The sequence below is a fragment of the Pseudomonas linyingensis genome (assembly GCF_900109175.1).
Classification (GTDB): Bacteria; Pseudomonadota; Gammaproteobacteria; order Pseudomonadales; family Pseudomonadaceae; genus Geopseudomonas; species Geopseudomonas linyingensis.
On record NZ_FNZE01000006.1, the window covers coordinates 261471 to 283376 of the forward strand.

Genomic DNA, 21906 nt, shown 5'->3' on the forward strand with positions numbered 1-21906 from the left:
TACACGGAAAGACGGCAGCCGGCCCGCGCTCAGGCCGAGCGGCGCAGCAGCGGGGTCAGGCTGGCGGCGAAGATCAAGCCGGCGCCGAGCAGCGAAGCGCTGCTGGGGACCTCGTCCCAGCGCAGCCAGGCGATGATCCCGCCGAACACGATGGCCAGGTAGGCGACCGGACCGATCAGGCCTGGCGGGGCCAATGCGTAGGCCTGCGACATGCTCAGCTGGCCGAGACTGGCCATCAGGCCGGCGCCTAGCAGCAGGAGCAGTTGGCCACGCTCCAGCGGTTGCCAGGCCCACAGCAGCGGCAGCGCCGAGATCAGTGCGCTGAATAGGGCGAAGTAGAAGACGATGCGGTAGGCCGGCTCGGTGTTGCTCATCTCGCGGATCGACACGAAGGCGCAGGCGGCCATCACGCTGGCGAGGATGCCGATCAGCGAGATGCCGGAAACCAGCGCTCCGCTGGGCTTGGCCACCAGCAGCACGCCGGCGAAGCCGATGGCGGTGGCCAGCAGCATGCGCCTGGTCAGCGGCTCCTGCAGCCAGCGCCAGGCGATCAGTGGGGTGAATACCGGCGCGGCGTAGCTGAACAGCATGGCGTCGGTGAGTGGCAGGTGGGCGAGGGCGTAGAAGTAGCAGTACATCGCCGCCAGGCCGCAGAAGGTGCGCTTGAGGTGGGCCCGGGGGCGGGCGGTGCGCAGCGGCGCCAGGCCGCGGGTCAGCGCCAGCGGCAGGAAGAACAGCACGCCCACCGCGTTGCGGAAGAACACCACCGTCTCGTTGTTGACGTTGCTGAAGGTGGCCTCGCGGATGAACACGCCCATCAGGGCGAAGAACAGCGCCGACAGTGCCAGCAGCGCGGCGCCCCGTCCCGGCAGGGAGTGCCGGGACGGGGCTGGGGAGGAAGGCATCGAGTGTTCAGCCGCGCAGCAGCGGATACAGCTGGTCGAGCAGCTTGCGCCGGCTGAACAGCAGCTGCCAGCGATGGCCGCCGAGCTGGTGCCAGAGCATGGCGCTGCGGATGCCGGCGAGCAGTAGGGCGCGGATCTTTTCGGCGTTGCGGCTGTTTTGCAGGTGCTGCATCTCGCCGTGCACCTGGATGCGTTGGCGGAAGGTGCTGAGGGTGTCCTGGTACAGCGCGGCGCAGGCGGAGATCACGTTGTCGTGGGTGACGCCGAACATCTGGCTCTGGCTGTCGATCTGTTGCAGGCGACTACCGATCACCTGCAGCATGTCGCTGCGCTTGTCCAGCTGGCGCTGCAGGGTGAGCAGCGCCAGGGCGTAGCGCAGCGATTCGCGCGGCAGGCTGCCGGGGTTGCGCTCCAGCGCTCCGGCCAGGGCGCGCAGACCATCGCGCAGGTTGAGGTGGTCGCCGCCGTAGACCTCGAGGGTGTCCTTGGGGTTGCGCACCAGCAGGCTGCCGAGCAGGCAGGCCAGCGGGCCTTCCTGCACCTGCCCAGTCTTGGCCAGGCGGTCGACCAGTGCGGCAGCTTCGAACACGCCGGCCAGGGCGATCAGTCGTTCCTGCTCGCGGGTCATGGGCGCTGGATCTCCGCATCCCAGGGGGTGGCGGACTCGATCACGCCGCCGCCGAGGCAGATTTCGCCGTCGTAGAACACCACCGACTGGCCTGGAGTCACGGCGCGCTGCGGCTGCTCGAAGGTCGCGCGGTAGCCGTCGGCGGTACGCTCCAGGATGCAGGCCTGGTCCTGTTGGCGGTAGCGCACCTTGGCGGTCAACCGGCGCGGCTGCTCCAGGTCGACGGGGTTGACCCAGAAGATCTGCGAGGCCTCCAGGCTGCGCGAGAACAGCCAGGGATGCTCGTTGCCCTGGCCGACCATCAGCACGTTGCGCGCCATGTCCTTGGCCAGCACGTACCAGGCGTCGTCGCCGGCATCCTTCATGCCGCCGATGCCCAGGCCCTGGCGCTGGCCGATGGTGTGGTACATCAGGCCGTGGTGGCGGCCGATCACCTGGCCGTCGGTGGTCTCGATGTCGCCCGGCTGGGCCGGCAGGTACTGCTTGAGGAAGTCGCGGAAGCGCCGCTCGCCGATGAAGCAGATGCCGGTGGAGTCTTTCTTCTTCGCGGTGGCCAGGCCATGCAGCTCGGCAATGGCACGCACCTCCGGCTTCTCCAGCTCGCCGACCGGGAACAGGGTCTTGCCGATCTGCTCGCCGCCGACGGCGTGCAGGAAGTAGCTCTGGTCCTTGTTGGGGTCGAGGCCCTTGAGCAGCTCGCTGCGTCCGTCGACGTCGCGGCGGCGCACGTAGTGGCCGGTGGCGATCAGGTCGGCGCCGAGCATCAGGGCATAGTCGAGGAATGCCTTGAACTTGATTTCCCGGTTGCACAGGATGTCCGGATTGGGCGTGCGCCCGGCCTTGTATTCGGCGAGGAAGTGCTCGAACACGTTGTCCCAGTACTCGGCGGCGAAATTGGCGGTGTGCAGCTGGATGCCCAGCCTGTCGCAAACGGCCTGGGCGTCGGCCAGGTCTTCCCTGGCGGTGCAGTACTCGGTGCCGTCGTCCTCCTCCCAGTTCTTCATGAACAGGCCTTCGACCTGATAACCCTGCTGCATCAGGAGCAGGGCCGAGACGGAGGAGTCCACGCCGCCGGACATGCCGACGATCACGCGGGTATTGGCTGGGTCACGCATAGTCATCCGGGAAAACCGTTGCAGGTGTGCAAAGGGCAGATTCTATCAGGCTGCGCCGCTGCTGCGAAAACTGCTGCGGCGTGCGCGCGGGTCGGTCAGGCCGGTTCGCGGATCAGCTCCAGCGGATACGGGGTGCCGGCCAGGTAGTCGTCGATGCAGCGGGCCACCAGTACGCTGCGCCACTGGGACGAGCGGGACTCGAGTTCCTCGCGGGTCAGCCAGCGCGGGCCGATGATGCCGTGGTCCAGCGGCAGTTCCGGGCGATGGCGCAGCGGGCGGGCGGCGAAGCACACGCGCTGGTAGGTCACGCCGTTGGCCGGGGCGGTGTACAGGTAGATGCCGGTGACGCCGGTCAGTTCCACCTCCCAGCCGGTTTCCTCGAGGGTTTCGCGCAGGGCGGCCTGGAGCAGGCTTTCGTCGGCTTCCAGATGGCCGGCCGGCTGGTTGAGCACCACGCGGCCTTCGGCATGCTCCTCGACGAGGAGAAAGCGACCCTGATCCTCGACCACGGTGGCCACGGTAACGTGCGGAGTGAAGCGTTTCATGAGGGGCTCCGGAATCGGCGCGGCATGTCGAGGCGCCGCGGAAACAAGAACCCCGGCGCGGGGCCGGGGTTCTTGCGAGGCTAAAGGCGACTCGCGTCGCCTGTCATGCAGTCGGTGCGCTTACGCCAGTGCCGCCAGGGCGGCATTGAAGGTGGCGCTCGGACGCATGGCCTGGCTGGTCAGCTCCGGATCGGCATGGTAGTAGCCGCCGATGTCCACCGGCTTGCCCTGGGCGCCATTCAGCTCGGCAACGATGGTTTCCTCGTTGTCGGCCAGCGCCTTGGCCAGGTTGGTGAACTGCGCCTGCAGTTCCTTGTCCTCGCTCTGCGCGGCCAGGGCCTGGGCCCAGTACAGCGCCAGGTAGAAGTGGCTGCCGCGGTTGTCGAGCTGGCCGACCTTGCGCGACGGCGACTTGTTGCTATCGAGGAACTGGCCGTTGGCCTGGTCCAGGGTCTTGGCCAGCACCTTCGCCTTGGCGTTGTCGTAGGTGTTGCCGAGGTGCTCGAGGGAGGCGGCCAGGGCCAGGAACTCGCCGAGCGAGTCCCAGCGCAGGTGACCTTCTTCCAGGAACTGCTGGACGTGCTTGGGAGCCGAACCGCCGGCGCCGGTCTCGAACAGGCCGCCACCGTTCATCAGCGGGACGATCGACAGCATCTTGGCGCTGGTGCCCAGCTCCATGATCGGGAACAGGTCGGTCAGGTAGTCGCGCAGCACGTTGCCGGTCACCGAGATGGTGTCCAGGCCGGCGCGGATGCGGTCGATGGAGAACTGGGTGGCTTCGACCGGCGACATGATCTGGATGTCCAGGCCGCTGGTGTCATGGTCCTGCAGGTACTGCTGGACCTTCTCGATCACCAGGGCGTCGTGGGCGCGCGCCGGGTCCAGCCAGAACACGGCCGGGGTGTTGCTGGCGCGGGCACGATTGACGGCCAGCTTGACCCAATCCTGGATCGGGGCGTCCTTGACCTGGCACATACGCCAGATGTCGCCGGTTTCGACGGCCTGCTCGAGCAGGACCTGGCCCTTGTCGTCGGTCACGCGGACCACACCATCGGTCGGGATCTGGAAGGTCTTGTCGTGGGAGCCGTACTCTTCAGCCTGCTGGGCCATCAGGCCGACGTTGGGCACGCTGCCCATGGTCACCGGGTCGAAGGCGCCGTGCTTCTTGCAGTCTTCGATGGCGACCTGATAGACGCCGGCGTAGCAGCGGTCGGGGATCAGTGCCTTGGTGTCGTGCAGCTGGCCATCGGCGCCCCACATCTTGCCGGAGTCGCGGATCATGGCCGGCATGGAGGCGTCGACGATGACGTCGCTCGGCACGTGCAGGTTGGTGATGCCCTTGTCGGAGTTCACCATGGCCAGCGGCGGACGCTGGGCATAGACGGCCTGGATGTCGGCCTCGATCTCGGCCTGCTTCTCGGCGGGCAGGGACTTGATGCGCGCGTACAGGTCGCCGATGCCGTTGTTGAGGTTGAAGCCGATTTCCTTCAGAACGTCGGCATGCTTCTCGAGGGCGTCCTTGTAGTACTCGGCGACGATGTAGCCGAACATGATCGGGTCGGAGACCTTCATCATGGTGGCTTTCAGGTGGGCCGACAGCAGCACGCCCTGCTGCTTGGCGTCTTCGATTTGGGCGGCAACGAAGCTGCGCAGAGCCTTCTGGCTCATGACCGAAGCGTCGATGATTTCACCGGCCAGAACGGCGGTTTTTTCCTTGAGGACCTTGCTGCTGCCGTCAGCGGCGATCAGTTCGATCTTCACGCTGCCGGCGGCCTCGATCAGGGCGCCTTTTTCGCTGCCGTAGAAGTCGCCGTTGTCCATGTGGGCTACGTGCGACTTGGAGTCGGCACTCCAGGCACCCATCTTGTGGGGGTGCTTGCGGGCATAGTTCTTGACCGAGAGCGGGGCGCGGCGGTCGGAGTTGCCTTCGCGCAGGACCGGGTTGACGGCGCTGCCCTTGATCTTGTCGTAGCGGGTCTTGACGTCTTTTTCGGTGTCATTGGCCGGGGCTTCGGGATATTCCGGCAGCTTGTAGCCTTGCTGCTGGAGTTCCTTGATGGCGGCCTTGAGCTGCGGAACCGAGGCGCTGATGTTGGGCAGCTTGATGATGTTGGCCTCTGGCGTGGTGGCCAGTTTGCCCAGTTCGGCGAGGTGGTCGCCGATCTTCTGGTCCTCGCTCAAGTACTCGGGGAAGCTTGCCAGGATGCGGCCTGCGAGGGAGATGTCCCGTGTTTCCACAGCGATGCCGGAGGAGGCAGTGAAGGCTTTGATGATCGGAAGCAGGGAGTAGGTTGCCAGCGCAGGTGCTTCGTCGGTGAAGGTGTAAATGATCTTTGAGCGTATGGACATTTTTTAAATCTAACCCTCTGTGTGGCTGTGGTTACACAAAGTCGTGATGTGCGCAGAGGATGCTTTTTGAGGCGACTCCGAGCGCATCGGACGCTTGGCCGGTAGGTGGCCATTGCGCGGGGGCGGTACATTGGGACAGGAATCGCACTGCAGACTGGCTCAGTTGCTATGCCCCCGCTGTCGGGGGCGGACTATAGCATGATCCGCTTCCTTCTTTAGCATCACCTGCCTTGTACCTTGGTGGCGTGGTGCGAGTGTCATGCCGGGGGCTGAAATCGTCGCGAGCCCGGATTTCACGGGCTCGGGCGGCCTCTCAGAGCGCGCAGACGGCAGAAGTGCCGCGCCTTTCCACTCCGCGGCCCGTTGGCTAAGCTCAGGTGTCAGCAAGATGCCAGTCCACAAAAGCAACGGAGTCCAGCATGGGATATCAGAAGATCCAGGTGCCTGCGGGCGGTGACAAGATCACTGTCAATGCCGACATGTCCCTGAATGTGCCGAACAACCCGGTCATCCCGTTCATCGAAGGCGACGGCATCGGTGTCGATGTCAGTCCGGTGATGATCAAGGTGGTCGATGCCGCCGTGCAGAAGGCCTACGGCGGCGAGCGCAAGATCGCCTGGATGGAGGTCTACGCCGGCGAGAAGGCTACCCAAGTGTACGACCAGGACACCTGGCTGCCCCAGGAAACCCTGGACGCGGTGCGTGACTACGTGGTTTCCATCAAGGGGCCGCTGACCACGCCGGTCGGTGGCGGCATCCGCTCCCTGAACGTGGCTCTGCGCCAGCAGCTGGATCTGTATGTCTGCCTGCGTCCGGTGCGCTGGTTCGAAGGCGTGCCGAGCCCGGTAAAGAAGCCGCAGGACGTGGACATGGTGATCTTCCGTGAGAACTCGGAAGACATCTATGCCGGTGTCGAGTGGAAGGCGGGGACTCCGGAGGCGGACAAGGTCATCAAGTTCCTCACCGAGGAAATGGGCGTCACCAAGATCCGCTTCACCGAAAACTGCGGTATCGGCATCAAGCCGGTATCCAAGGAAGGTACCCAGCGCCTGGTGCGCAAGGCCCTGCAGTACGTGGTGGACAACGACCGTGAGTCGCTGACCATCGTGCACAAGGGCAACATCATGAAGTTCACCGAAGGTGCCTTCAAGGACTGGGGCTACGAGATCGCCCGTGACGAGTTCGGTGCCGAGTTGCTCGACGGCGGGCCGTGGATGCAGTTCAAGAACCCGCGCACCGGCAAGAACATCGTGGTCAAGGACGCCATCGCCGATGCCATGCTGCAGCAGATCCTGCTGCGTCCGGCCGAGTACGACGTGATCGCCACCCTGAACCTCAATGGCGACTACCTGTCCGACGCCCTCGCGGCCGAAGTGGGGGGCATCGGTATCGCGCCGGGGGCCAACCTATCCGATACCGTGGCCATGTTCGAGGCGACCCACGGCACTGCACCCAAGTACGCCGGACAGGACAAGGTCAACCCGGGTTCGGTCATCCTCTCCGCCGAGATGATGCTGCGCCACATGGGCTGGAGCGAAGCGGCCGACCTGATCATCAAGGGCATGGACGGCGCGATCGCCGCCAAGACTGTGACCTATGACTTCGAGCGGCTTATGGACGATGCCCAGCTGCTGTCCTGCTCGCAGTTCGGCGATGCGATGATTGCCCACATGTAAGCCCCGGGCGGCATGCAGAAAAGGCCGGTCTTTGCGACCGGCCTTTTCGTTTGTGGTCGCGATGGGGCAGGTAGCGCCGTCAGTCGTCGGGCGTGCGCTGGTGCTGTGGGGTGCCGAGCGGCAGGATGTTGATGGCATGCAGGCCCTTGGGGCCCTGGAGGATTTCGAAGTTGACCGACTGGCCGGCCTTGAGCGTCTTGTAGCCATCGCCCTGGATGGCCGAGTAGTGCGCGAACAGGTCTTCATCCCGGTCGTCGGCGACGATGAAACCGTAACCCTTGGCGTTGTTGAACCATTTGACCTTGCCGCTCAGCATGCTGACTTCCCTCTGCAAAGGACTCCATTGCTGGAGTATCATCCATCGAGAATCTTGGCGCGGAGAGCCTGATCCGCGCCGCGATGCCCGTCTACCTTGTGTGGGTATGGCTTTGTGTTTGTAACATCGTTTTTCCGATAGTCAAGGCAGAGCGGCATTCGGTTGCCGAGCAGTTCAAACTCGACCTTGTCCTCCCATCCCTACAGCCAGTGTTGTCCATTCCAGCATGCATGCAAGCCGCCAGATTCGACTAACATTCAATCAGGACTCCCACGAACCGTTCGTGGATGAGGATGCGGGTATCGCGGTCCAAGAGGCCAAGCCGGCACTCAAGCCGCCGGCGATGTACAAGGTGATCCTGCTCAACGACGATTACACGCCGATGGATTTCGTGGTGGAGGTACTGGAGGGATTCTTCAGCATGGACCGGGAGACGGCAACCAGGATCATGCTGGCGGTACATACTGAGGGGCGGGCGGTATGCGGGGTCTTTACCCGAGATATCGCTGAGACCAAGGCGATGCAGGTCAACCAGTACGCTCGGGAGTGTCAGCACCCACTACTCTGCGAGATAGAGAAAGACGACTGATTGTGGGCCCTTGGGCATGAGGTGAAGTGAGGTGAAGTATGTTGAACCGCGAACTTGAAGTCACCCTCAATCTCGCCTTCAAGGATGCTCGGGTCAAACGTCATGAATTCATGACGGTCGAGCACCTCTTGCTGGCCCTTCTGGACAACGGTGCCGCCGCTACCGTCCTGCGTGCCTGCGGGGCAAACATGGACAAGCTGCGGCACGATCTGCGCGAATTCATCGACTCGACCACGCCGCTGATCCCGGTGCATGAGGACGAGCGCGAAACCCAGCCGACCCTTGGTTTCCAGCGCGTGCTGCAGCGTGCGGTCTTCCATGTGCAGAGTTCCGGCAAGCGTGAAGTGACCGGTGCCAATGTGTTGGTGGCGATCTTCAGCGAGCAGGAAAGCCAAGCGGTATTCCTGCTCAAGCAGCAGAGCGTCGCGCGCATCGATGTGGTCAATTACATCGCCCACGGCATCTCCAAGGTACCAGGCGAGAGCGAGTCGCACGAGCAGGAGCAGGAATCCCAGGACGAGGAGGGCGGTGAGAATCCGGTGTCCGGCAATCCGCTGGATGCCTACGCCGGCAACCTCAACGAGCTGGCGCGTCAGGGTCGCATCGATCCGCTGGTCGGTCGCGAGCATGAGGTCGAGCGCGTCGCGCAGATTCTCGCCCGCCGGCGCAAGAACAACCCGCTGCTGGTCGGTGAGGCCGGGGTGGGCAAGACGGCGATTGCCGAGGGCCTGGCCAAGCGCATCGTCGATGGCCAGGTGCCTGACCTGCTGGCCAACAGCGTGGTCTACTCGCTCGACCTCGGTGCCCTGCTGGCCGGTACCAAGTACCGCGGCGACTTCGAGAAGCGCTTCAAGGCACTGCTCAACGAGCTGCGCCGCCGGCCGCACGCAATCCTGTTCATCGACGAGATCCACACCATCATCGGTGCCGGTGCGGCGTCGGGCGGGGTGATGGATGCCTCGAACCTGCTCAAGCCGCTGCTGTCGTCAGGTGAGATGCGCTGTATCGGCTCGACCACCTTCCAGGAGTTTCGCGGCATCTTCGAGAAGGACCGTGCGCTGGCGCGGCGCTTCCAGAAGGTCGACGTGCTCGAGCCTTCGGTGGATGACACCATCGGTATTCTCAAGGGGCTGAAGAGCCGCTTCGAGCAGCACCACAAGATCAGTTACACCGACGAGGCGCTGCGTGCGGCGGCGGAGTTGGCGGCGCGCTACATCAATGACCGGCACATGCCGGACAAGGCCATCGACGTGATCGACGAGGCCGGGGCCTACCAGCGCCTGCTGCCCGAGGCGCGGCGTGCGGCGTGCATCGATGTCGCCCAGGTCGAGGACGTGGTGGCGAAGATTGCGCGGATTCCGCCCAAGCACGTCACCAGCTCGGACAAGGAGCTGCTGCGCAACCTCGAGCGGGACCTGAAATTGACCGTGTTCGGTCAGGACGCCGCGATCGATGCGCTGTCGACCGCCATCAAGCTGTCGCGCGCCGGTCTCAAGGCACCCGACAAGCCGGTCGGCTCGTTCCTCTTCGCCGGCCCCACCGGGGTCGGCAAGACCGAGGTGGCGCGCCAGTTGGCCAAGGCCATGGGCGTGGAGCTGGTGCGTTTCGACATGTCCGAGTACATGGAGCGGCATACCGTGTCGCGCCTGATCGGTGCGCCGCCCGGCTACGTTGGTTTCGATCAGGGTGGCCTGCTGACCGAGGCGATCACCAAGACCCCGCATTGTGTGCTGCTGCTCGACGAGATCGAAAAGGCGCATCCGGAGGTGTTCAACCTGCTACTGCAGGTGATGGACCATGGCACTCTGACCGACAACAACGGTCGCAAGGCGGACTTCCGTAACGTGATACTGATCATGACCACCAATGCCGGAGCGGAAACCGCGGCGCGCGCATCGATCGGCTTCACCCAGCAGGACCACTCCAGTGATGCCATGGAAGTGATCAGGAAGAGCTTCACTCCGGAGTTCCGCAACCGCCTGGACACCATCATCCAGTTCGGCCGCCTCGATCACGCGATCATCAAGAGTGTGGTCGACAAGTTCCTCACCGAGCTGCAGGCGCAACTGGAGGACAAGCGGGTGCTGCTGGATGTCAGCGAGGCGGCGCGTGGCTGGCTGGCCGAGCGCGGCTATGATGCGCAGATGGGCGCCCGACCGATGGCGCGGTTGATTCAGGAGAAGGTCAAGCGACCACTGGCCGAGCAGATCCTGTTTGGCGAGTTGGCCGAGCATGGTGGCACGGTGCATATCGATGTGCGCGATGGCGAGCTGGCCTTCGAGTACGAGACGCAGGCCCTGCCGGCCTGACCTGATGCGCTCGCAGAAACGAAAACGCCCGGCGAAGCCGGGCGTTTTCGTTCATGACCTGGCGCCGATCAACGGGCGCGGTAGGTGATGCGACCCTTGCTCAGGTCGTAGGGCGTCAGTTCGACGCGCACCTTGTCGCCGGTCAGGATACGGATGTAGTTCTTGCGCATCTTGCCGGAGATGTGCGCGGTGACGACGTGCCCGTTTTCCAACTCCACACGGAACATGGTGTTGGGCAGGGTGTCGACGACAGTGCCTTCCATTTCGAAGCTGTCTTCTTTCGACATGCAGTAAAACCCTCAATTACCTTAGGATGGCCCGGTTGACGTGGTCGGGCAAAAGCGGCAGGCATTGTGCCCGAAAATCCCCTCTTGCGCCAAGTGGCCTCACTCGAGCGTCACCCAGTGCTGGTTCACGTAGAGTTCCAGGGGGCGGTACTCGCTCTTGTAGCGCATCTTGCGGCAGTCGCGAATCCAGTAGCCGAGATAGACGGCTGGAAGTCCGCGTCGCGCCGCTTCCGCGATCTGCCAGAGAATCGCCAGGCGACCGAGGCTGCGCTTTTCCTCGAGCGGATCGAAGAAGGTATAGACCGCCGACAGGCCGTTGGGTAGTACGTCGGTCACCGCGACGGCCAGCAGGCGCTCACCCAGGCGGAACTCGAAGAATATGCAGAACGGCAGGTCGCGCAGCAGGAAGCTGGCGAACTGCTCGCGGCTGGGTGGGTACATGTCGCCATCGGCATGGCGTTGCATGATATAGCGCGCGTAGAGGTCGTAGTACTCCTCGCTGGCTACCGGACGTACGGCGCGTACCCTGAGGTCAAGGTTGCGCTTGAGGATGCGCTTCTGTTGGCGATTCGCGTGGAAGCGCTCTGTCGGGATGCGTGCCGGGATGCAGGCCTGGCAGTGTTGGCAGTGAGGTCGGTACAGGTGCTCGCCGCTGCGACGAAAGCCCATTTCGGACAAATCGGCATACATCTGCGCATCGATCGCCTGGTGCGGGTCGAGAAACAGGGTCGTAGCCTTGCGGCCAGGCAGATAGCTGCAGTCGTGTGCCTGGGTGGCATAGAACTTCAGCTCGGCAAATTCGGTCATGGCGCAATCCTCGCCGTAACGGGCTGTGCGAGAAGCTCATAACCAGTGTATGTCACGCCTCATCCTTCGCCCAGGGTGTTGGGCCTGTCTGGTCGAGATGGCGGGCCAGATAGGCGGCAAAGTCGGCGCGGGAAATTTGCCGAGCGCCGAAGCTGGCCAGGTGAGTGGTGTGCATCTGGCAGTCGATCAGAGCGAAGCCGCAATCGCGCAGATGCTCGACCAGGGTGACAAAGCCGATCTTCGAGGCGTCGGTGGCGCGGCTGAACATCGACTCGCCGAAGAACAAGCGGCCGATGGCTAGGCCGTAGAGGCCGCCGATCAGTTCGCCTTCCTGCCAGACTTCGACCGAGTGGGCGATGCCGCGGCGGTGCAGTTCCAGATACGACGCCTGCATCGCCGGAGTGATCCAGGTGCCGTCGGCGTAACTGCGTGGCTCGGCGCAGGCGTGGATCACGCCGGCAAAGTCGCGATCGAAACTCACCTCGAAGTGCGCCTGGCGAATGGCCTTGCGCAGGCTGCGCGAGACGTGCAGTTCGTTCGGGAACAGCACCATGCGCGGATCGGGCGACCACCACAGGATCGGTTGGCCCGCCTGGAACCAGGGGAAGCAGCCATGCCGGTAGGCGCTGATCAGTCGTTCGGGACTGAGATCGCCGCCGGCCGCGAGCAGACCGTCCGGCTCGCGCAGGGCGCGCGCCAACGGAGGGAAGCCCAGGGAGTGGGCAGATAGCCAGTTGACCATGGTGGCGGGGAGGCGCGGGCCCGGGAGCCCGCGTTGCCTTTACTGGTCGAGGTAGCGTTCGGCGTCGAGCGCGGCCATGCAGCCCGCGCCGGCCGAGGTGATCGCCTGGCGGTAGACGTGGTCGGCCACGTCTCCCGCGGCGAATACGCCGTCGATGCTGGCGGCGGTGGCATTGCCCTCGCTGCCGCCCTTGACCTGCAGGTAACCGTCACGCATGGCCAGCTGGCCTTCGAACAGGTCGGTGTTGGGTTTGTGGCCGATGGCGATGAACACGCCGGTCAACTGCAGCTCGCTCATGGTGCCGCTGTGCATGTCCTTGATGCGTACGCCGGTCACGCCGCTGGCATCGCCCAGCACCTCGTCCAAGGTCTGGTTCCAGTGCAGGCGGATGTTGCCGTTCGCAGCCTTCTCCAGCAGCTTGTCCTGCAGGATCTTCTCGGCGCGCAGCTTGTCGCGGCGATGGATCAGGTGGACTTCCCTGGCGATGTTGGACAGGTACAGGGCTTCTTCGACGGCGGTGTTGCCGCCACCGATCACGCAGACCACCTGGTTGCGATAGAAAAAGCCGTCGCAGGTGGCGCAGGCGGATACGCCCTTGCCCATGAAGGCTTCCTCGGAGGGCAGGCCGAGGTACTGGGCTGAGGCACCGGTGGCGATGATCAGGGCGTCGCAGGTGTAGGTACCGCTGTCGCCCTTGAGGACGAACGGCCGCTGTTGCAACTCGGCGGTGTGGATGTGGTCATAGACGATCTCGGTGGCAAAGCGCTCGGCGTGTTTCTGCATGCGCTCCATCAGGGCCGGACCGGTCAGGCCTTCGATATCGCCGGGCCAGTTGTCGACTTCGGTGGTGGTGGTCAGCTGGCCGCCAGCCTGCAGGCCGGTGATCAGCAAGGGCTTCAGGTTGGCGCGGGCTGCATACACGGCGGCGGTGTAGCCGGCCGGGCCGGAGCCGAGGATGACCAGGCGCGAATGTTTGGCTTCACTCATAAAACACCCCATAAGTCTTTGTCACAAAAGATAATGCGTGCTCCAATTGAGCCGCCTTGAAACTGATGCCAAGCATGCTACACCGGGCAGGTGGGGTCGGCAAAATCCGGGTGTCTCAGCTGTGTGTCGGCAAGGCGGCGTTTTTGCTCGAGCGGTTGGGCGGCCTGAATGGCATCCTCCAGGTAAAGTCTTACAATAGGCAGTGTTTTGACTGTCTACCGATTTTGAACGCTGGCTGTGCGCAGGAAGAAACACGTTTTGAAGAGTTCCGCAAATACCACCAAAGTCAGGGCCAGAGGCGCCAGCAATGCAAGGGGCGACGCCTCTTCTGCTGCGTGGCGCCAGCAGTTGCACTATCGCCTGAAAGAGGCGGCAATGATTGGGCTGATTGTGTTGTGTGTTTTCTTCTTCATGGCCCTGCTGACCTATTCCCCCCTGGATCCTGGAGTCAATGTTTCGACCGGCTCGGTACAGGTGCAGAATGCGGCCGGCCGGGTCGGAGCCTGGATCGCCAGTTTTTTCCGTTTCGGCCTGGGTTATGCCGCCTATCTGCTGCCGGTACTGGCTGCCATCAAGGTGCTTGACCTGTTCCTCGCGCGCCATCAGCCGCTGCAGTGGAATGGCTGGCTGTTCTCCTCCCGGCTTATCGGCTTTTCCCTGCTGCTGGTGTCCATGGCGGCGCTGGCGCAAATCCAGTTCGGGGTCATGGGCGACAGCGCCGCAGAGCCGGCCGGTGGTGTTTTCGGCAAGAGTCTGGGTGAGTGGGGCGAGGATGCGCTGAATGTTCAGGGCAGCACGTTGTTGTTCATCGCGCTGTTTCTTTTTGGTCTCACGGTGTTCACCGATCTGTCGTGGTTCCGGGTCATGGATCTGACCGGCAAGATCACCCTCGACCTGTGCGAGCTGATCCACACGGCGGGCAGTCGCTGGTGGAGCGCCCGCCAGGCGAATCGCCAGCTGCGGTTGCAGTTGCGCGAGGTTGATGGAGCCCGCGAGTCTACCCCGCAGCCTGCCCCGTCTGCCCGGCTGGCAAGCAGCGCGCCGCCTGTCTCGCCCGCCAAATCCGTGCCGTTAGTGATGGCGCCGTCGCCTTCGACACGCACGGTCATGGGTACGAGTCCTGGTGAGCGCATCGAGCCCGTTTTGGGTCTGACTGCAATCGACGACGAGTCGGACCTGGATCTGGAGCCGCTGGCCAAGCCTGTCGCTGACAAGCCGGCCACGCCGGTGATGGCGAGCATTGCCAGTGCCGTGACCGATGCCCTGGGGGCTGCGGCGTCGCTACGGGCAAGCCGGGACGCTCAGGAACTCAGGGCGGTCGAGCCGAAGGTTGCCGAAGTCCGGGTCATCGAGTCGCGTCCTGCAGAGATTCGCCGTCCGCTCGAGGCGCCGAAGCCGATGGTGCACTATGTCGATGAGGCGGTGGCGGGCACGCTGCCGCCGCTGTCGCTGCTCGATCCGGCCCAGAAGAGGCCCAACAGCTTCTCTCCGGAGTCGCTGGAGTCCATGTCGCGCCTGCTGGAGATCAAGCTCAAGGAGTTCGGGGTCGAGGTGCAGGTAGTCGCAGCCCATCCCGGCCCGGTGATCACCCGCTTCGAGATCCAGCCGGCGGCCGGCATCAAGGTCAGTCGTATTACCAACCTGGCCAAGGATCTGGCGCGTTCGCTGGCGGTGATCAGCGTGCGGGTGGTCGAAGTGATTCCGGGCAAGACCACCGTGGGTATCGAAATTCCCAATGAAGACCGGCAGATCGTGCGGTTCTCCGAGGTGTTGTCGACGCCGGAGTACGAGGAGGCCAAGTCGCCGGTGACCATCGCCCTCGGTCACGACATCGGCGGCCGGCCGGTGACTGCCGACTTGGCGAAGATGCCGCACCTGCTGGTGGCCGGGACCACTGGCTCGGGCAAGTCGGTCGGGGTCAATGCCATGCTGCTGTCGCTCCTCTACAAATCGACGCCCGAGCAGGTGCGTCTGATCATGATCGACCCGAAGATGCTTGAGTTGTCGATCTACGAGGGCATTCCGCACCTGCTCTGCCCGGTGGTCACCGACATGAAGGAGGCCGCCAACGCCCTGCGCTGGAGCGTGGCCGAGATGGATCGCCGCTACCGCCTGATGGCTGCCATGGGAGTGCGCAACCTGGCGGGCTTCAATCGCAAGATCAAGGACGCCGAGGAGGCCGGGACGCCGCTGACCGATCCGCTGTTTCGCCGCGAGAGCCCGGATGACGTGGTGCCGCTGCTGAAGAGCCTGCCGACCATCGTGGTGGTGGTCGACGAATTCGCCGACATGATGATGATCGTCGGCAAGAAGGTCGAGGAGCTGATCGCGCGGATCGCGCAGAAGGCGCGGGCTGCCGGCATCCACCTGATTCTCGCCACCCAGCGCCCGTCGGTGGATGTGATTACGGGTCTGATCAAGGCGAATATCCCGACGCGGATCGCTTTCCAGGTGTCTAGCAAGATCGACTCGCGGACCATTCTCGATCAGGGCGGTGCCGAGCAGCTGCTTGGTCATGGCGACATGCTCTACATGCCGCCAGGCACCGGTCTGCCGATCCGGGTGCACGGTGCCTTCGTTTCCGACGACGAGGTGCATCGCACGGTGGATGCCTGGAAGCAGCGTGGTGCGCCGGACTACATCGAGGACATCCTCGCGGGAACCGAAGAGGGCGGCAGTGGATCCTATGATTCGACCGGTGGCGACAGTGGTGAAGGGAGCGAGGAAGATCCGCTGTACGACGAGGCCGTGCGCTTTGTTACCGAAAGCCGCCGGGCATCGATTTCCGCAGTGCAGCGCAAGCTTAAGATCGGTTACAACCGCGCCGCACGGATGATCGAGGCGATGGAAATGGCTGGCGTCGTCACCCCCATGAATACCAATGGCTCGCGCGAAGTGATCGCGCCGACGCCGGTTCGAGATTGAGCGAGGTTCTATGCGTCTGATACGTGTGTTGATGCTGGCTGCTCTGGCCGTGACCGGGCTGACTGCCCATGCCGCCGGGGATGAGCAGTCCGTGCAGCGCCTGACCGAGCTGCTGGGCCAGGCGCAGACCCTGAGCGGGCGCTTCTCGCAGCTGACCCTGGATGGCTCCGGCACTCAGTTGCAGGAGGCCAGCGGCGAGATGGCGCTCAAACGCCCGGGGCTGCTGCGCTGGCATACCGATGCGCCGATGGAGCAATTGCTGGTGTCCAATGGCGAGAAGGTCTGGTTGTACGACCCGGATCTCGAGCAGGTGACCATTCAGGCGATGGATCAGCGTATGAGCCATACCCCGGCACTGCTGTTGTCCGGTGACGTGTCGAAGATCCGCGAGAACTTCACCATCACCCACAAGGAAGGTGGCAGCGTGGTGGACTTCATTCTCAAACCGAAGGCCAAGGACACGCTGTTCGACACCCTGCGCCTGTCCTTTCGCAATGGCGTCATCAACGACATGCAGCTGATCGACAGCATCGGCCAGCGCACCAATATCCTGTTTCTCGGTGTGAAGATGAATCAGCCGCTGGACAGCGGCCAGTTCACCTTCAATGCGCCGGCCGGCGTCGACGTGATCGAAGAGCAGTAAGCCCTGCCCATGGATCTGTTCGACCACGCCCCCGTTGCTCAGCCGCTGGCTGCCCGCATGCGCCCAACCCGACTGGATGATTATGTCGGCCAGGAGCATGTGCTCGGACACGGCAAGCCCCTGCGTGAAGCGCTGGAGCAGGGGGCCCTGCATTCGATGATCTTCTGGGGGCCGCCGGGGGTGGGCAAGACCACGCTGGCGCGGCTGCTGGCCGAGATCGGGGATGCTCACTTCGAAACCATTTCCGCGGTGCTGGCCGGGGTCAAGGAGATCCGGCAGGCCGTCGAGGTGGCCAAGCAGCAGGCTGCGCAGTATGGGCGGCGTACCATCCTGTTCGTCGATGAGGTGCATCGCTTCAACAAGGCGCAGCAGGATGCCTTCCTGCCCTATGTCGAAGACGGCACGCTGATCTTCATTGGGGCCACCACCGAGAATCCTTCCTTCGAGTTGAACAACGCGCTGCTGTCGCGGGCGCGGGTCTACGTGCTGAAAAGCCTCGACGAAGCGGCCTTGCGTCAATTGCTGGCGCGGGCGCTGAGCGAGGAGCGTGGCCTGGGCAAGCGTCAGCTGCGCATCAGCGAGGAGGCGACCAGCCTGCTGCTGGCGGCGGCCGATGGCGACGGCCGACGGCTGCTCAACTTTCTGGAGAATGCGGCCGACCTGGTGGAGGATGGCGAGGAAATTGGCATCGAGCTGTTGGAGAACTTGCTGGGCGACAGTCGCCGGCGTTTCGATAAGGGCGGCGAGGCCTTCTACGACCAGATCAGCGCCTTGCACAAGTCGGTACGCGGCTCCAGTCCGGATGCCGCATTGTACTGGTTCGCGCGCATGCTCGATGGCGGCTGCGATCCGCTGTATCTGGCGCGCCGGGTGGTGCGCATGGCCAGCGAGGACATCGGCAACGCCGATCCTCGTGCCCTCAACCTGTGTCTGGCGGCCTGGGAGGTGCAGGAACGCCTCGGTAGTCCGGAGGGTGAACTCGCCATCGCGCAAGCCATCGTTTATCTGGCCTGCGCACCGAAGAGCAACGCGGTGTACGCGGGCTTCAAGGCTGCGATGCGCGATGCGGCGGCCTACGGTTCGCTGGAGGTGCCGCTGCACCTGCGCAACGCGCCGACCAAGCTGATGAAGAGTCTCGGCTACGGCGACGAGTACCGCTACGCCCATGATGAGCCGGAAGCCTATGCTGCCGGCGAGGACTATTTTCCCGAGGCCCTGGAAGCGCAGCGCTACTACCAGCCGGTACCGAGAGGCCTGGAGCTGAAGATCCGCGAAAAGCTTGCGCACCTGAACGAGCTGGACCGCAACAGCCCGCGGCGGCGAAAAAAACCATGATCGTTGTGACTCTCGCCGTGGCAGCTGGTGGCGCCGCCGGCTGTTTGCTGCGCTTCTCCACGGCCAACTGGGTCAGTGCCCACTGGCCGCAGCATTTCTACTGGGCCACCCTGGCGGTGAATCTCGCCGGCTGCCTGCTGATCGGCTATCTCTACGGGGTCTTCCTGCTGCGTCCCGAGGTGCCGCTGGCCCTTCGTGCGGGCCTGGTTGTTGGTTTTCTCGGCGGACTGACGACTTTCTCGTCCTTCTCCCTGGACACTCTTCGTCTTCTGGAAAGCGGGCAACCGGTTACGGCGCTGGGCTATGCCGGCCTGAGTGTATGCGGTGGTCTGCTGGCGACCTGGGCGGGGCTGATCCTGGCTCGGGTGTGATGGCTGCGCGGCAAAAACGGCGGGCGACTGCCCGTTTCGGCCCGGCTCCGGGTAAACTCTTGCCCCTGATCATGCGCATCCCGTAACGACGGGCAGCGCGACGGGATGGCCCGGACCCTTGCGGCTGGCGCAGGCTGTGGTCCGATAATCCTTATTTCTACTGTCTCGACTGAATGAGAACTCTCCATGCTCGACTCCAAACTGGTTCGTGGCCAGCCGCAGGAAGTGGCCCAGCGTCTGGCGGCTCGCGGTTTTCAACTGGATGTAGCGCGCCTCGAGGCGCTGGAAAGCCGGCGCAAGGAAACCCAGACCCGCACCGAACAGTTGCAGGCGGAGCGTAACGCCCGCTCCAAGGGAATCGGCCAGGCCAAGCAGCGCGGCGAGGATATTGCCCCGTTGATGGCCGACGTCGAGCGCATGGGGGGCGAGCTGACGGCGGCCAAGCAGGAGTTGGACGCGATCCAGGCCGAGCTGGACGCGTTGCTGCTGACCATTCCGAACCTGCCACACGAGTCCGTGCCGGTTGGCGCCAGCGAGGAAGAGAACCTCGAGGTGAGTCGCTGGGGTGTTCCGCGTGAGTTCGACTTCGAGGTCAAGGACCACGTCGCCCTCGGCGAGCAGCATGGTTGGCTCGATTTCGAGGCCGCAGCCAAACTCTCCGGCGCGCGTTTTGCGCTGATGCGCGGGCCGATTGCACGTCTGCACCGCGCGCTGGCGCAGTTCATGCTCAACCTGCACACCGGCGAGCACGGCTACGAGGAGGCTTACACGCCGTACCTGGTGCAGGCTCCGGCCCTGCTGGGTACCGGCCAGTTGCCCAAGTTCGAGGAAGACCTGTTCAAGATCAGTCGTGAAGGCGAGGCCGACCTCTACCTGATTCCGACTGCCGAGGTGTCGCTCACCAACATCGTTTCCGGTGAGATCCTCGACGCCAAGCAGTTGCCGCTCAAGTTCGTTGCCCACACTCCTTGCTTTCGCAGTGAGGCCGGTGCCTCCGGCCGCGACACCCGCGGCATGATCCGCCAGCACCAGTTCGACAAGGTCGAGCTGGTCCAGGTGGTCGAGCCCGGCAAGTCTTTCGAGGCGCTTGAGGCATTGACCGGCCATGCCGAGAAGGTTCTGCAGTTGCTGGAGCTGCCCTATCGCAAGCTGGCGCTGTGCACCGGCGACATGGGCTTCGGCGCTACCAAGACCTACGACTTGGAGGTGTGGGTGCCGAGCCAGGGCAAGTACCGGGAGATTTCTTCCTGCTCCAATTGCGGCGACTTTCAGGCGCGTCGCATGCAGGCGCGCTGGCGCAATCCGGAAACCGGCAAGCCCGAGCTGGTGCACACCCTCAACGGCTCCGGCCTGGCCGTCGGCCGCACCTTGGTCGCTGTGCTGGAGAACTACCAGCAGGCTGACGGTTCGGTCCGCGTGCCGGAAGTGCTCAAGCCGTATATGGGCGATCTTGAGATGATCGGTTGATCGCTGTCTGAAAACCTTCAGGCGCTTCCCGCAAGTTCCTGAGTAGCCCGCGCTGTTTCAGCGCGGGCGTAAGACTGGTCGGCGACTCCCGTCGCCGGCTTTTTCCATTCGGCCGGCATCTGCCGTGAGGCTGTCCATGGACTTTCTTCCTCTGTTTCACAATCTGCGTGGTCGCCAGGTCTTGGTGGTCGGCGGTGGCGAGATCGCTCTGCGCAAGGCGCGTCTGCTGGCTGAGGCCGGAGCCCGTCTGCGGGTGGTCGCGCCGCTGATCGAAGATGCGCTGCGCGCTTTGGTCGAGCAGGGCGCTGGCGAGCTGCTTGAGCGCGGTTACCAGGAGAGCGACCTCGATGGCTGTGCGCTGGTGATCGCCGCTACCGACGACGAGCAGCTCAATGCCCGAGTGTCTCGTGAGGCTGGCACGCGCAGCCTGCCGGTCAACGTGGTTGATGCCCCGGCGCTATGCAGTGTGATCTTCCCGGCCATTGTCGATCGCTCGCCGCTGATGGTGGCGGTGTCCAGCGGCGGCGACGCCCCGGTGCTTACCCGGCTGATGCGTGCTCGCCTGGAGACGCTGATCCCCGCCGCCTATGGCCGTCTTGCCGGGCTGGCGCAGAAGTTCCGCTGTGCGGTGAAACAGCGCTTCACCGATGTGCAGCAGCGCCGGGTGTTCTGGGAGGAGGTATTCCAGGGGGCGATCGCCGAGCAGGTGCTGGCAGGCCGCGAGGCGGAGGCCGAGCGCCTGCTGGCTGACAAGCTGGCCGGCAGCGCCGAGCGCGAACTGGGCGAGGTGTACTTGGTCGGCGCCGGCCCCGGCGATCCCGACCTGCTGACCTTCCGTGCCCTGCGCCTGATGCAGCAGGCCGATGTGGTGCTCTACGATCGACTGGTTGCGCCGGCGATCGTCGATATGTGCCGGCGCGATGCCGAGCGCATCTATGTTGGCAAGCGCCGTAGCGAGCATGCCCTGCCGCAGGAGCAGATCAATCGCCAGTTGGTGGACTTGGCGAAGCATGGCAAGCGCGTGCTGCGCCTGAAAGGGGGGGATCCGTTCATCTTCGGTCGGGGCGGGGAAGAGATCGAGGAATTGGCTGCCGAAGGCATTCCCTTCCAGGTGGTGCCGGGCATCACCGCTGCGTCCGGTTGTTCCACCTATGCAGGTATTCCGCTGACTCACCGCGATTACGCGCAGTCGGTACGTTTTGTCACCGGTCATCTGAAGGATCACAGCTGTGACCTGCCATGGGGCGATCTGGTCGCTCCGGGGCAGACGCTGGTGTTCTATATGGGGCTGGTCGGCTTGCCGCTGATCTGCGAGCAACTGATCAGGCACGGGCGCGCTGCAGAGACTCCCGCGGCCTTAGTGCAGCAGGGAACCACGCGCCACCAGCGAGTGTTTACCGGCACTCTGGCCAACCTCCCGCAGTTGGTGGCACAACATGAGGTGCATGCGCCGACGCTGGTGATCGTGGGCGAGGTGGTACGGCTCCGCGATAAGCTGGCATGGTTCGAGGGAGAGAGCTAGGCTCGTTGGACAATGTTTCGCGAGGGTATTGACAGTCTGTTTTAAGGCTGTATTATTCGCCTCCTCGCTGCAGCGGCCTCCGGGTTACGGCAGTGAGAGAGTTACGCAAGTGGTTGAGTAGAAAAGAAAGTTTCGAAAAACGCTTGACAGAATGCAAGGCTGCTGTAGAATTCGCGGCCTCGGTTGAGACGAAAGACTTGATCGAAACGCTCTTTAACAAGTTGAATCAAGCAATTCGTGTGGGTGCTTGTGAGATAAGACTGACAGTCGCAAGATTATCAGCATCACAAGTAGTCTCGTGAATTCATGAGTTTATTTGCGATTGCTGAGCCAAGTTTAGGGTTTTCTCAAAACCCGCAATGATGTGAACTGAAGAGTTTGATCATGG

19 protein-coding genes are annotated in these 21906 nt (G+C 63.7%); 9 read left to right on the plus strand and 10 right to left on the minus strand.

The window, feature by feature from the left end:
- Nucleotides 1–29: 29 nt before the first annotated feature.
- The 5 genes from BMZ19_RS09840 to BMZ19_RS09860 all read right to left on the minus strand — a co-directional run bounded on the left by BMZ19_RS09840 (nt 30) and on the right by BMZ19_RS09860 (nt 5542).
- On the minus strand, nt 30–905 hold the full coding sequence (locus BMZ19_RS09840; RefSeq protein WP_090310382.1) for a DMT family transporter: 876 nt from the start codon (nt 903–905) through the stop codon (nt 30–32).
- Nucleotides 906–912: 7 nt separating this feature from the next.
- The gene (gene hflD, locus BMZ19_RS09845) at nt 913–1533 is read right to left on the minus strand and encodes a high frequency lysogenization protein HflD (protein ID WP_090310384.1); all 621 of its coding nucleotides are present in this window, start codon (nt 1531–1533) and stop codon (nt 913–915) included.
- Nucleotides 1530–2654, minus strand: a complete 1125-nt coding sequence (mnmA, locus tag BMZ19_RS09850) for a tRNA 2-thiouridine(34) synthase MnmA (RefSeq protein ID WP_280142152.1) — start codon at nt 2652–2654, stop codon at nt 1530–1532. Before mnmA ends, hflD begins: the two co-directional genes overlap by 4 nt.
- A gap of 89 nt (nt 2655–2743) precedes the next feature.
- Nucleotides 2744–3193: an NUDIX hydrolase gene (locus BMZ19_RS09855; RefSeq protein ID WP_090310389.1), complete on the minus strand. Its 450-nt coding sequence runs from the start codon at nt 3191–3193 to the stop codon at nt 2744–2746.
- Nucleotides 3194–3313: 120 nt separating this feature from the next.
- A complete protein-coding gene (locus BMZ19_RS09860) occupies nt 3314–5542 on the minus strand; it encodes an NADP-dependent isocitrate dehydrogenase (protein WP_090310391.1) in 2229 nt (742 codons plus the stop codon).
- Nucleotides 5543–5961: 419 nt separating this feature from the next.
- Between BMZ19_RS09860 and icd the strand changes: the two genes are divergently transcribed.
- On the plus strand, nt 5962–7218 hold the full coding sequence (icd, locus tag BMZ19_RS09865) for an NADP-dependent isocitrate dehydrogenase (protein WP_090310393.1): 1257 nt from the start codon (nt 5962–5964) through the stop codon (nt 7216–7218).
- Nucleotides 7219–7297: 79 nt separating this feature from the next.
- On the opposite strand, the gene cspD is transcribed toward icd, so the two are convergent.
- Complete coding sequence (gene cspD / locus BMZ19_RS09870; protein ID WP_090310395.1) at nt 7298–7534, minus strand: cold shock domain-containing protein CspD; 237 nt, start codon at nt 7532–7534, stop codon at nt 7298–7300.
- A gap of 226 nt (nt 7535–7760) precedes the next feature.
- Here cspD and clpS point away from each other — a divergent pair, with 226 nt between their 5' ends.
- Together clpS and clpA are read left to right on the plus strand one after the other, a co-directional pair.
- Nucleotides 7761–8123, plus strand: a complete 363-nt coding sequence (gene clpS / locus BMZ19_RS09875) for an ATP-dependent Clp protease adapter ClpS (RefSeq protein ID WP_090310396.1) — start codon at nt 7761–7763, stop codon at nt 8121–8123.
- 38 nt (nt 8124–8161) lie between these two features.
- Complete coding sequence (gene clpA, locus BMZ19_RS09880) at nt 8162–10432, plus strand: ATP-dependent Clp protease ATP-binding subunit ClpA (RefSeq protein WP_090310399.1); 2271 nt, start codon at nt 8162–8164, stop codon at nt 10430–10432.
- A gap of 68 nt (nt 10433–10500) precedes the next feature.
- Here the strand turns inward: clpA and infA are convergent, their stop codons facing one another.
- From infA to trxB, 4 genes are all read right to left on the minus strand, one after another.
- Nucleotides 10501–10719, minus strand: coding sequence for a translation initiation factor IF-1 (gene infA, locus BMZ19_RS09885; protein ID WP_002553999.1), 219 nt, complete (start codon nt 10717–10719; stop codon nt 10501–10503).
- A gap of 99 nt (nt 10720–10818) precedes the next feature.
- Nucleotides 10819–11526 carry an arginyltransferase gene (locus BMZ19_RS09890; protein ID WP_090310401.1) on the minus strand — a complete coding sequence of 236 codons (708 nt, stop codon included), beginning with the start codon at nt 11524–11526 and terminating at the stop codon, nt 10819–10821.
- 52 nt (nt 11527–11578) lie between these two features.
- On the minus strand, nt 11579–12268 hold the full coding sequence (gene aat / locus BMZ19_RS09895; protein ID WP_090310403.1) for a leucyl/phenylalanyl-tRNA--protein transferase: 690 nt from the start codon (nt 12266–12268) through the stop codon (nt 11579–11581).
- A 39-nt stretch (nt 12269–12307) separates the two neighbouring features.
- On the minus strand, nt 12308–13255 hold the full coding sequence (gene trxB, locus BMZ19_RS09900) for a thioredoxin-disulfide reductase (RefSeq protein ID WP_090310405.1): 948 nt from the start codon (nt 13253–13255) through the stop codon (nt 12308–12310).
- Between the two features lie 348 nt (nt 13256–13603).
- Here trxB and BMZ19_RS09905 point away from each other — a divergent pair, with 348 nt between their 5' ends.
- The 6 genes from BMZ19_RS09905 to cysG all read left to right on the plus strand — a co-directional run bounded on the left by BMZ19_RS09905 (nt 13604) and on the right by cysG (nt 21518).
- A complete protein-coding gene (locus BMZ19_RS09905; RefSeq protein WP_244517152.1) occupies nt 13604–16180 on the plus strand; it encodes a DNA translocase FtsK in 2577 nt (858 codons plus the stop codon).
- Nucleotides 16181–16190: 10 nt separating this feature from the next.
- Nucleotides 16191–16823, plus strand: a complete 633-nt coding sequence (gene lolA, locus BMZ19_RS09910; RefSeq protein ID WP_090310409.1) for an outer membrane lipoprotein periplasmic chaperone LolA — start codon at nt 16191–16193, stop codon at nt 16821–16823.
- Nucleotides 16824–16832: 9 nt separating this feature from the next.
- A complete protein-coding gene (locus tag BMZ19_RS09915) occupies nt 16833–18158 on the plus strand; it encodes a replication-associated recombination protein A (RefSeq protein ID WP_090310411.1) in 1326 nt (441 codons plus the stop codon).
- Nucleotides 18155–18529, plus strand: coding sequence for a fluoride efflux transporter CrcB (gene crcB, locus BMZ19_RS09920; RefSeq protein ID WP_090310412.1), 375 nt, complete (start codon nt 18155–18157; stop codon nt 18527–18529). Before BMZ19_RS09915 ends, crcB begins: the two co-directional genes overlap by 4 nt.
- 186 nt (nt 18530–18715) lie before the next feature.
- Nucleotides 18716–19996, plus strand: a complete 1281-nt coding sequence (serS, locus tag BMZ19_RS09925) for a serine--tRNA ligase (protein ID WP_090310414.1) — start codon at nt 18716–18718, stop codon at nt 19994–19996.
- A gap of 136 nt (nt 19997–20132) precedes the next feature.
- Entirely contained in the window at nt 20133–21518 is a 1386-nt protein-coding gene (gene cysG / locus BMZ19_RS09930) for a siroheme synthase CysG (protein ID WP_090310416.1), read from the plus strand.
- Nucleotides 21519–21906: the final 388 nt, after the last annotated feature.

Bases quoted from the DNA above. Each gene is read 5' to 3' on its own strand.
- BMZ19_RS09840 (WP_090310382.1), bottom strand. From the start codon at position 905: ATGCCTTCCTCCCCAGCCCCGTCCCGGCACTCCCTGCCGGGACGGGGC.
- hflD (WP_090310384.1), bottom strand. From the start codon at position 1,533: ATGACCCGCGAGCAGGAACGACTGATCGCCCTGGCCGGCGTGTTCGAA.
- mnmA (WP_280142152.1), bottom strand. From the start codon at position 2,654: ATGACTATGCGTGACCCAGCCAATACCCGCGTGATCGTCGGCATGTCC.
- BMZ19_RS09855 (WP_090310389.1), bottom strand. From the start codon at position 3,193: ATGAAACGCTTCACTCCGCACGTTACCGTGGCCACCGTGGTCGAGGAT.
- BMZ19_RS09860 (WP_090310391.1), bottom strand. From the start codon at position 5,542: ATGTCCATACGCTCAAAGATCATTTACACCTTCACCGACGAAGCACCT.
- icd (WP_090310393.1), top strand. From the start codon at position 5,962: ATGGGATATCAGAAGATCCAGGTGCCTGCGGGCGGTGACAAGATCACT.
- cspD (WP_090310395.1), bottom strand. From the start codon at position 7,534: ATGCTGAGCGGCAAGGTCAAATGGTTCAACAACGCCAAGGGTTACGGT.
- clpS (WP_090310396.1), top strand. From the start codon at position 7,761: ATGCATGCAAGCCGCCAGATTCGACTAACATTCAATCAGGACTCCCAC.
- clpA (WP_090310399.1), top strand. From the start codon at position 8,162: ATGTTGAACCGCGAACTTGAAGTCACCCTCAATCTCGCCTTCAAGGAT.
- infA (WP_002553999.1), bottom strand. From the start codon at position 10,719: ATGTCGAAAGAAGACAGCTTCGAAATGGAAGGCACTGTCGTCGACACC.
- BMZ19_RS09890 (WP_090310401.1), bottom strand. From the start codon at position 11,526: ATGACCGAATTTGCCGAGCTGAAGTTCTATGCCACCCAGGCACACGAC.
- aat (WP_090310403.1), bottom strand. From the start codon at position 12,268: ATGGTCAACTGGCTATCTGCCCACTCCCTGGGCTTCCCTCCGTTGGCG.
- trxB (WP_090310405.1), bottom strand. From the start codon at position 13,255: ATGAGTGAAGCCAAACATTCGCGCCTGGTCATCCTCGGCTCCGGCCCG.
- lolA (WP_090310409.1), top strand. From the start codon at position 16,191: ATGCGTCTGATACGTGTGTTGATGCTGGCTGCTCTGGCCGTGACCGGG.
- BMZ19_RS09915 (WP_090310411.1), top strand. From the start codon at position 16,833: ATGGATCTGTTCGACCACGCCCCCGTTGCTCAGCCGCTGGCTGCCCGC.
- crcB (WP_090310412.1), top strand. From the start codon at position 18,155: ATGATCGTTGTGACTCTCGCCGTGGCAGCTGGTGGCGCCGCCGGCTGT.
- serS (WP_090310414.1), top strand. From the start codon at position 18,716: ATGCTCGACTCCAAACTGGTTCGTGGCCAGCCGCAGGAAGTGGCCCAG.
- cysG (WP_090310416.1), top strand. From the start codon at position 20,133: ATGGACTTTCTTCCTCTGTTTCACAATCTGCGTGGTCGCCAGGTCTTG.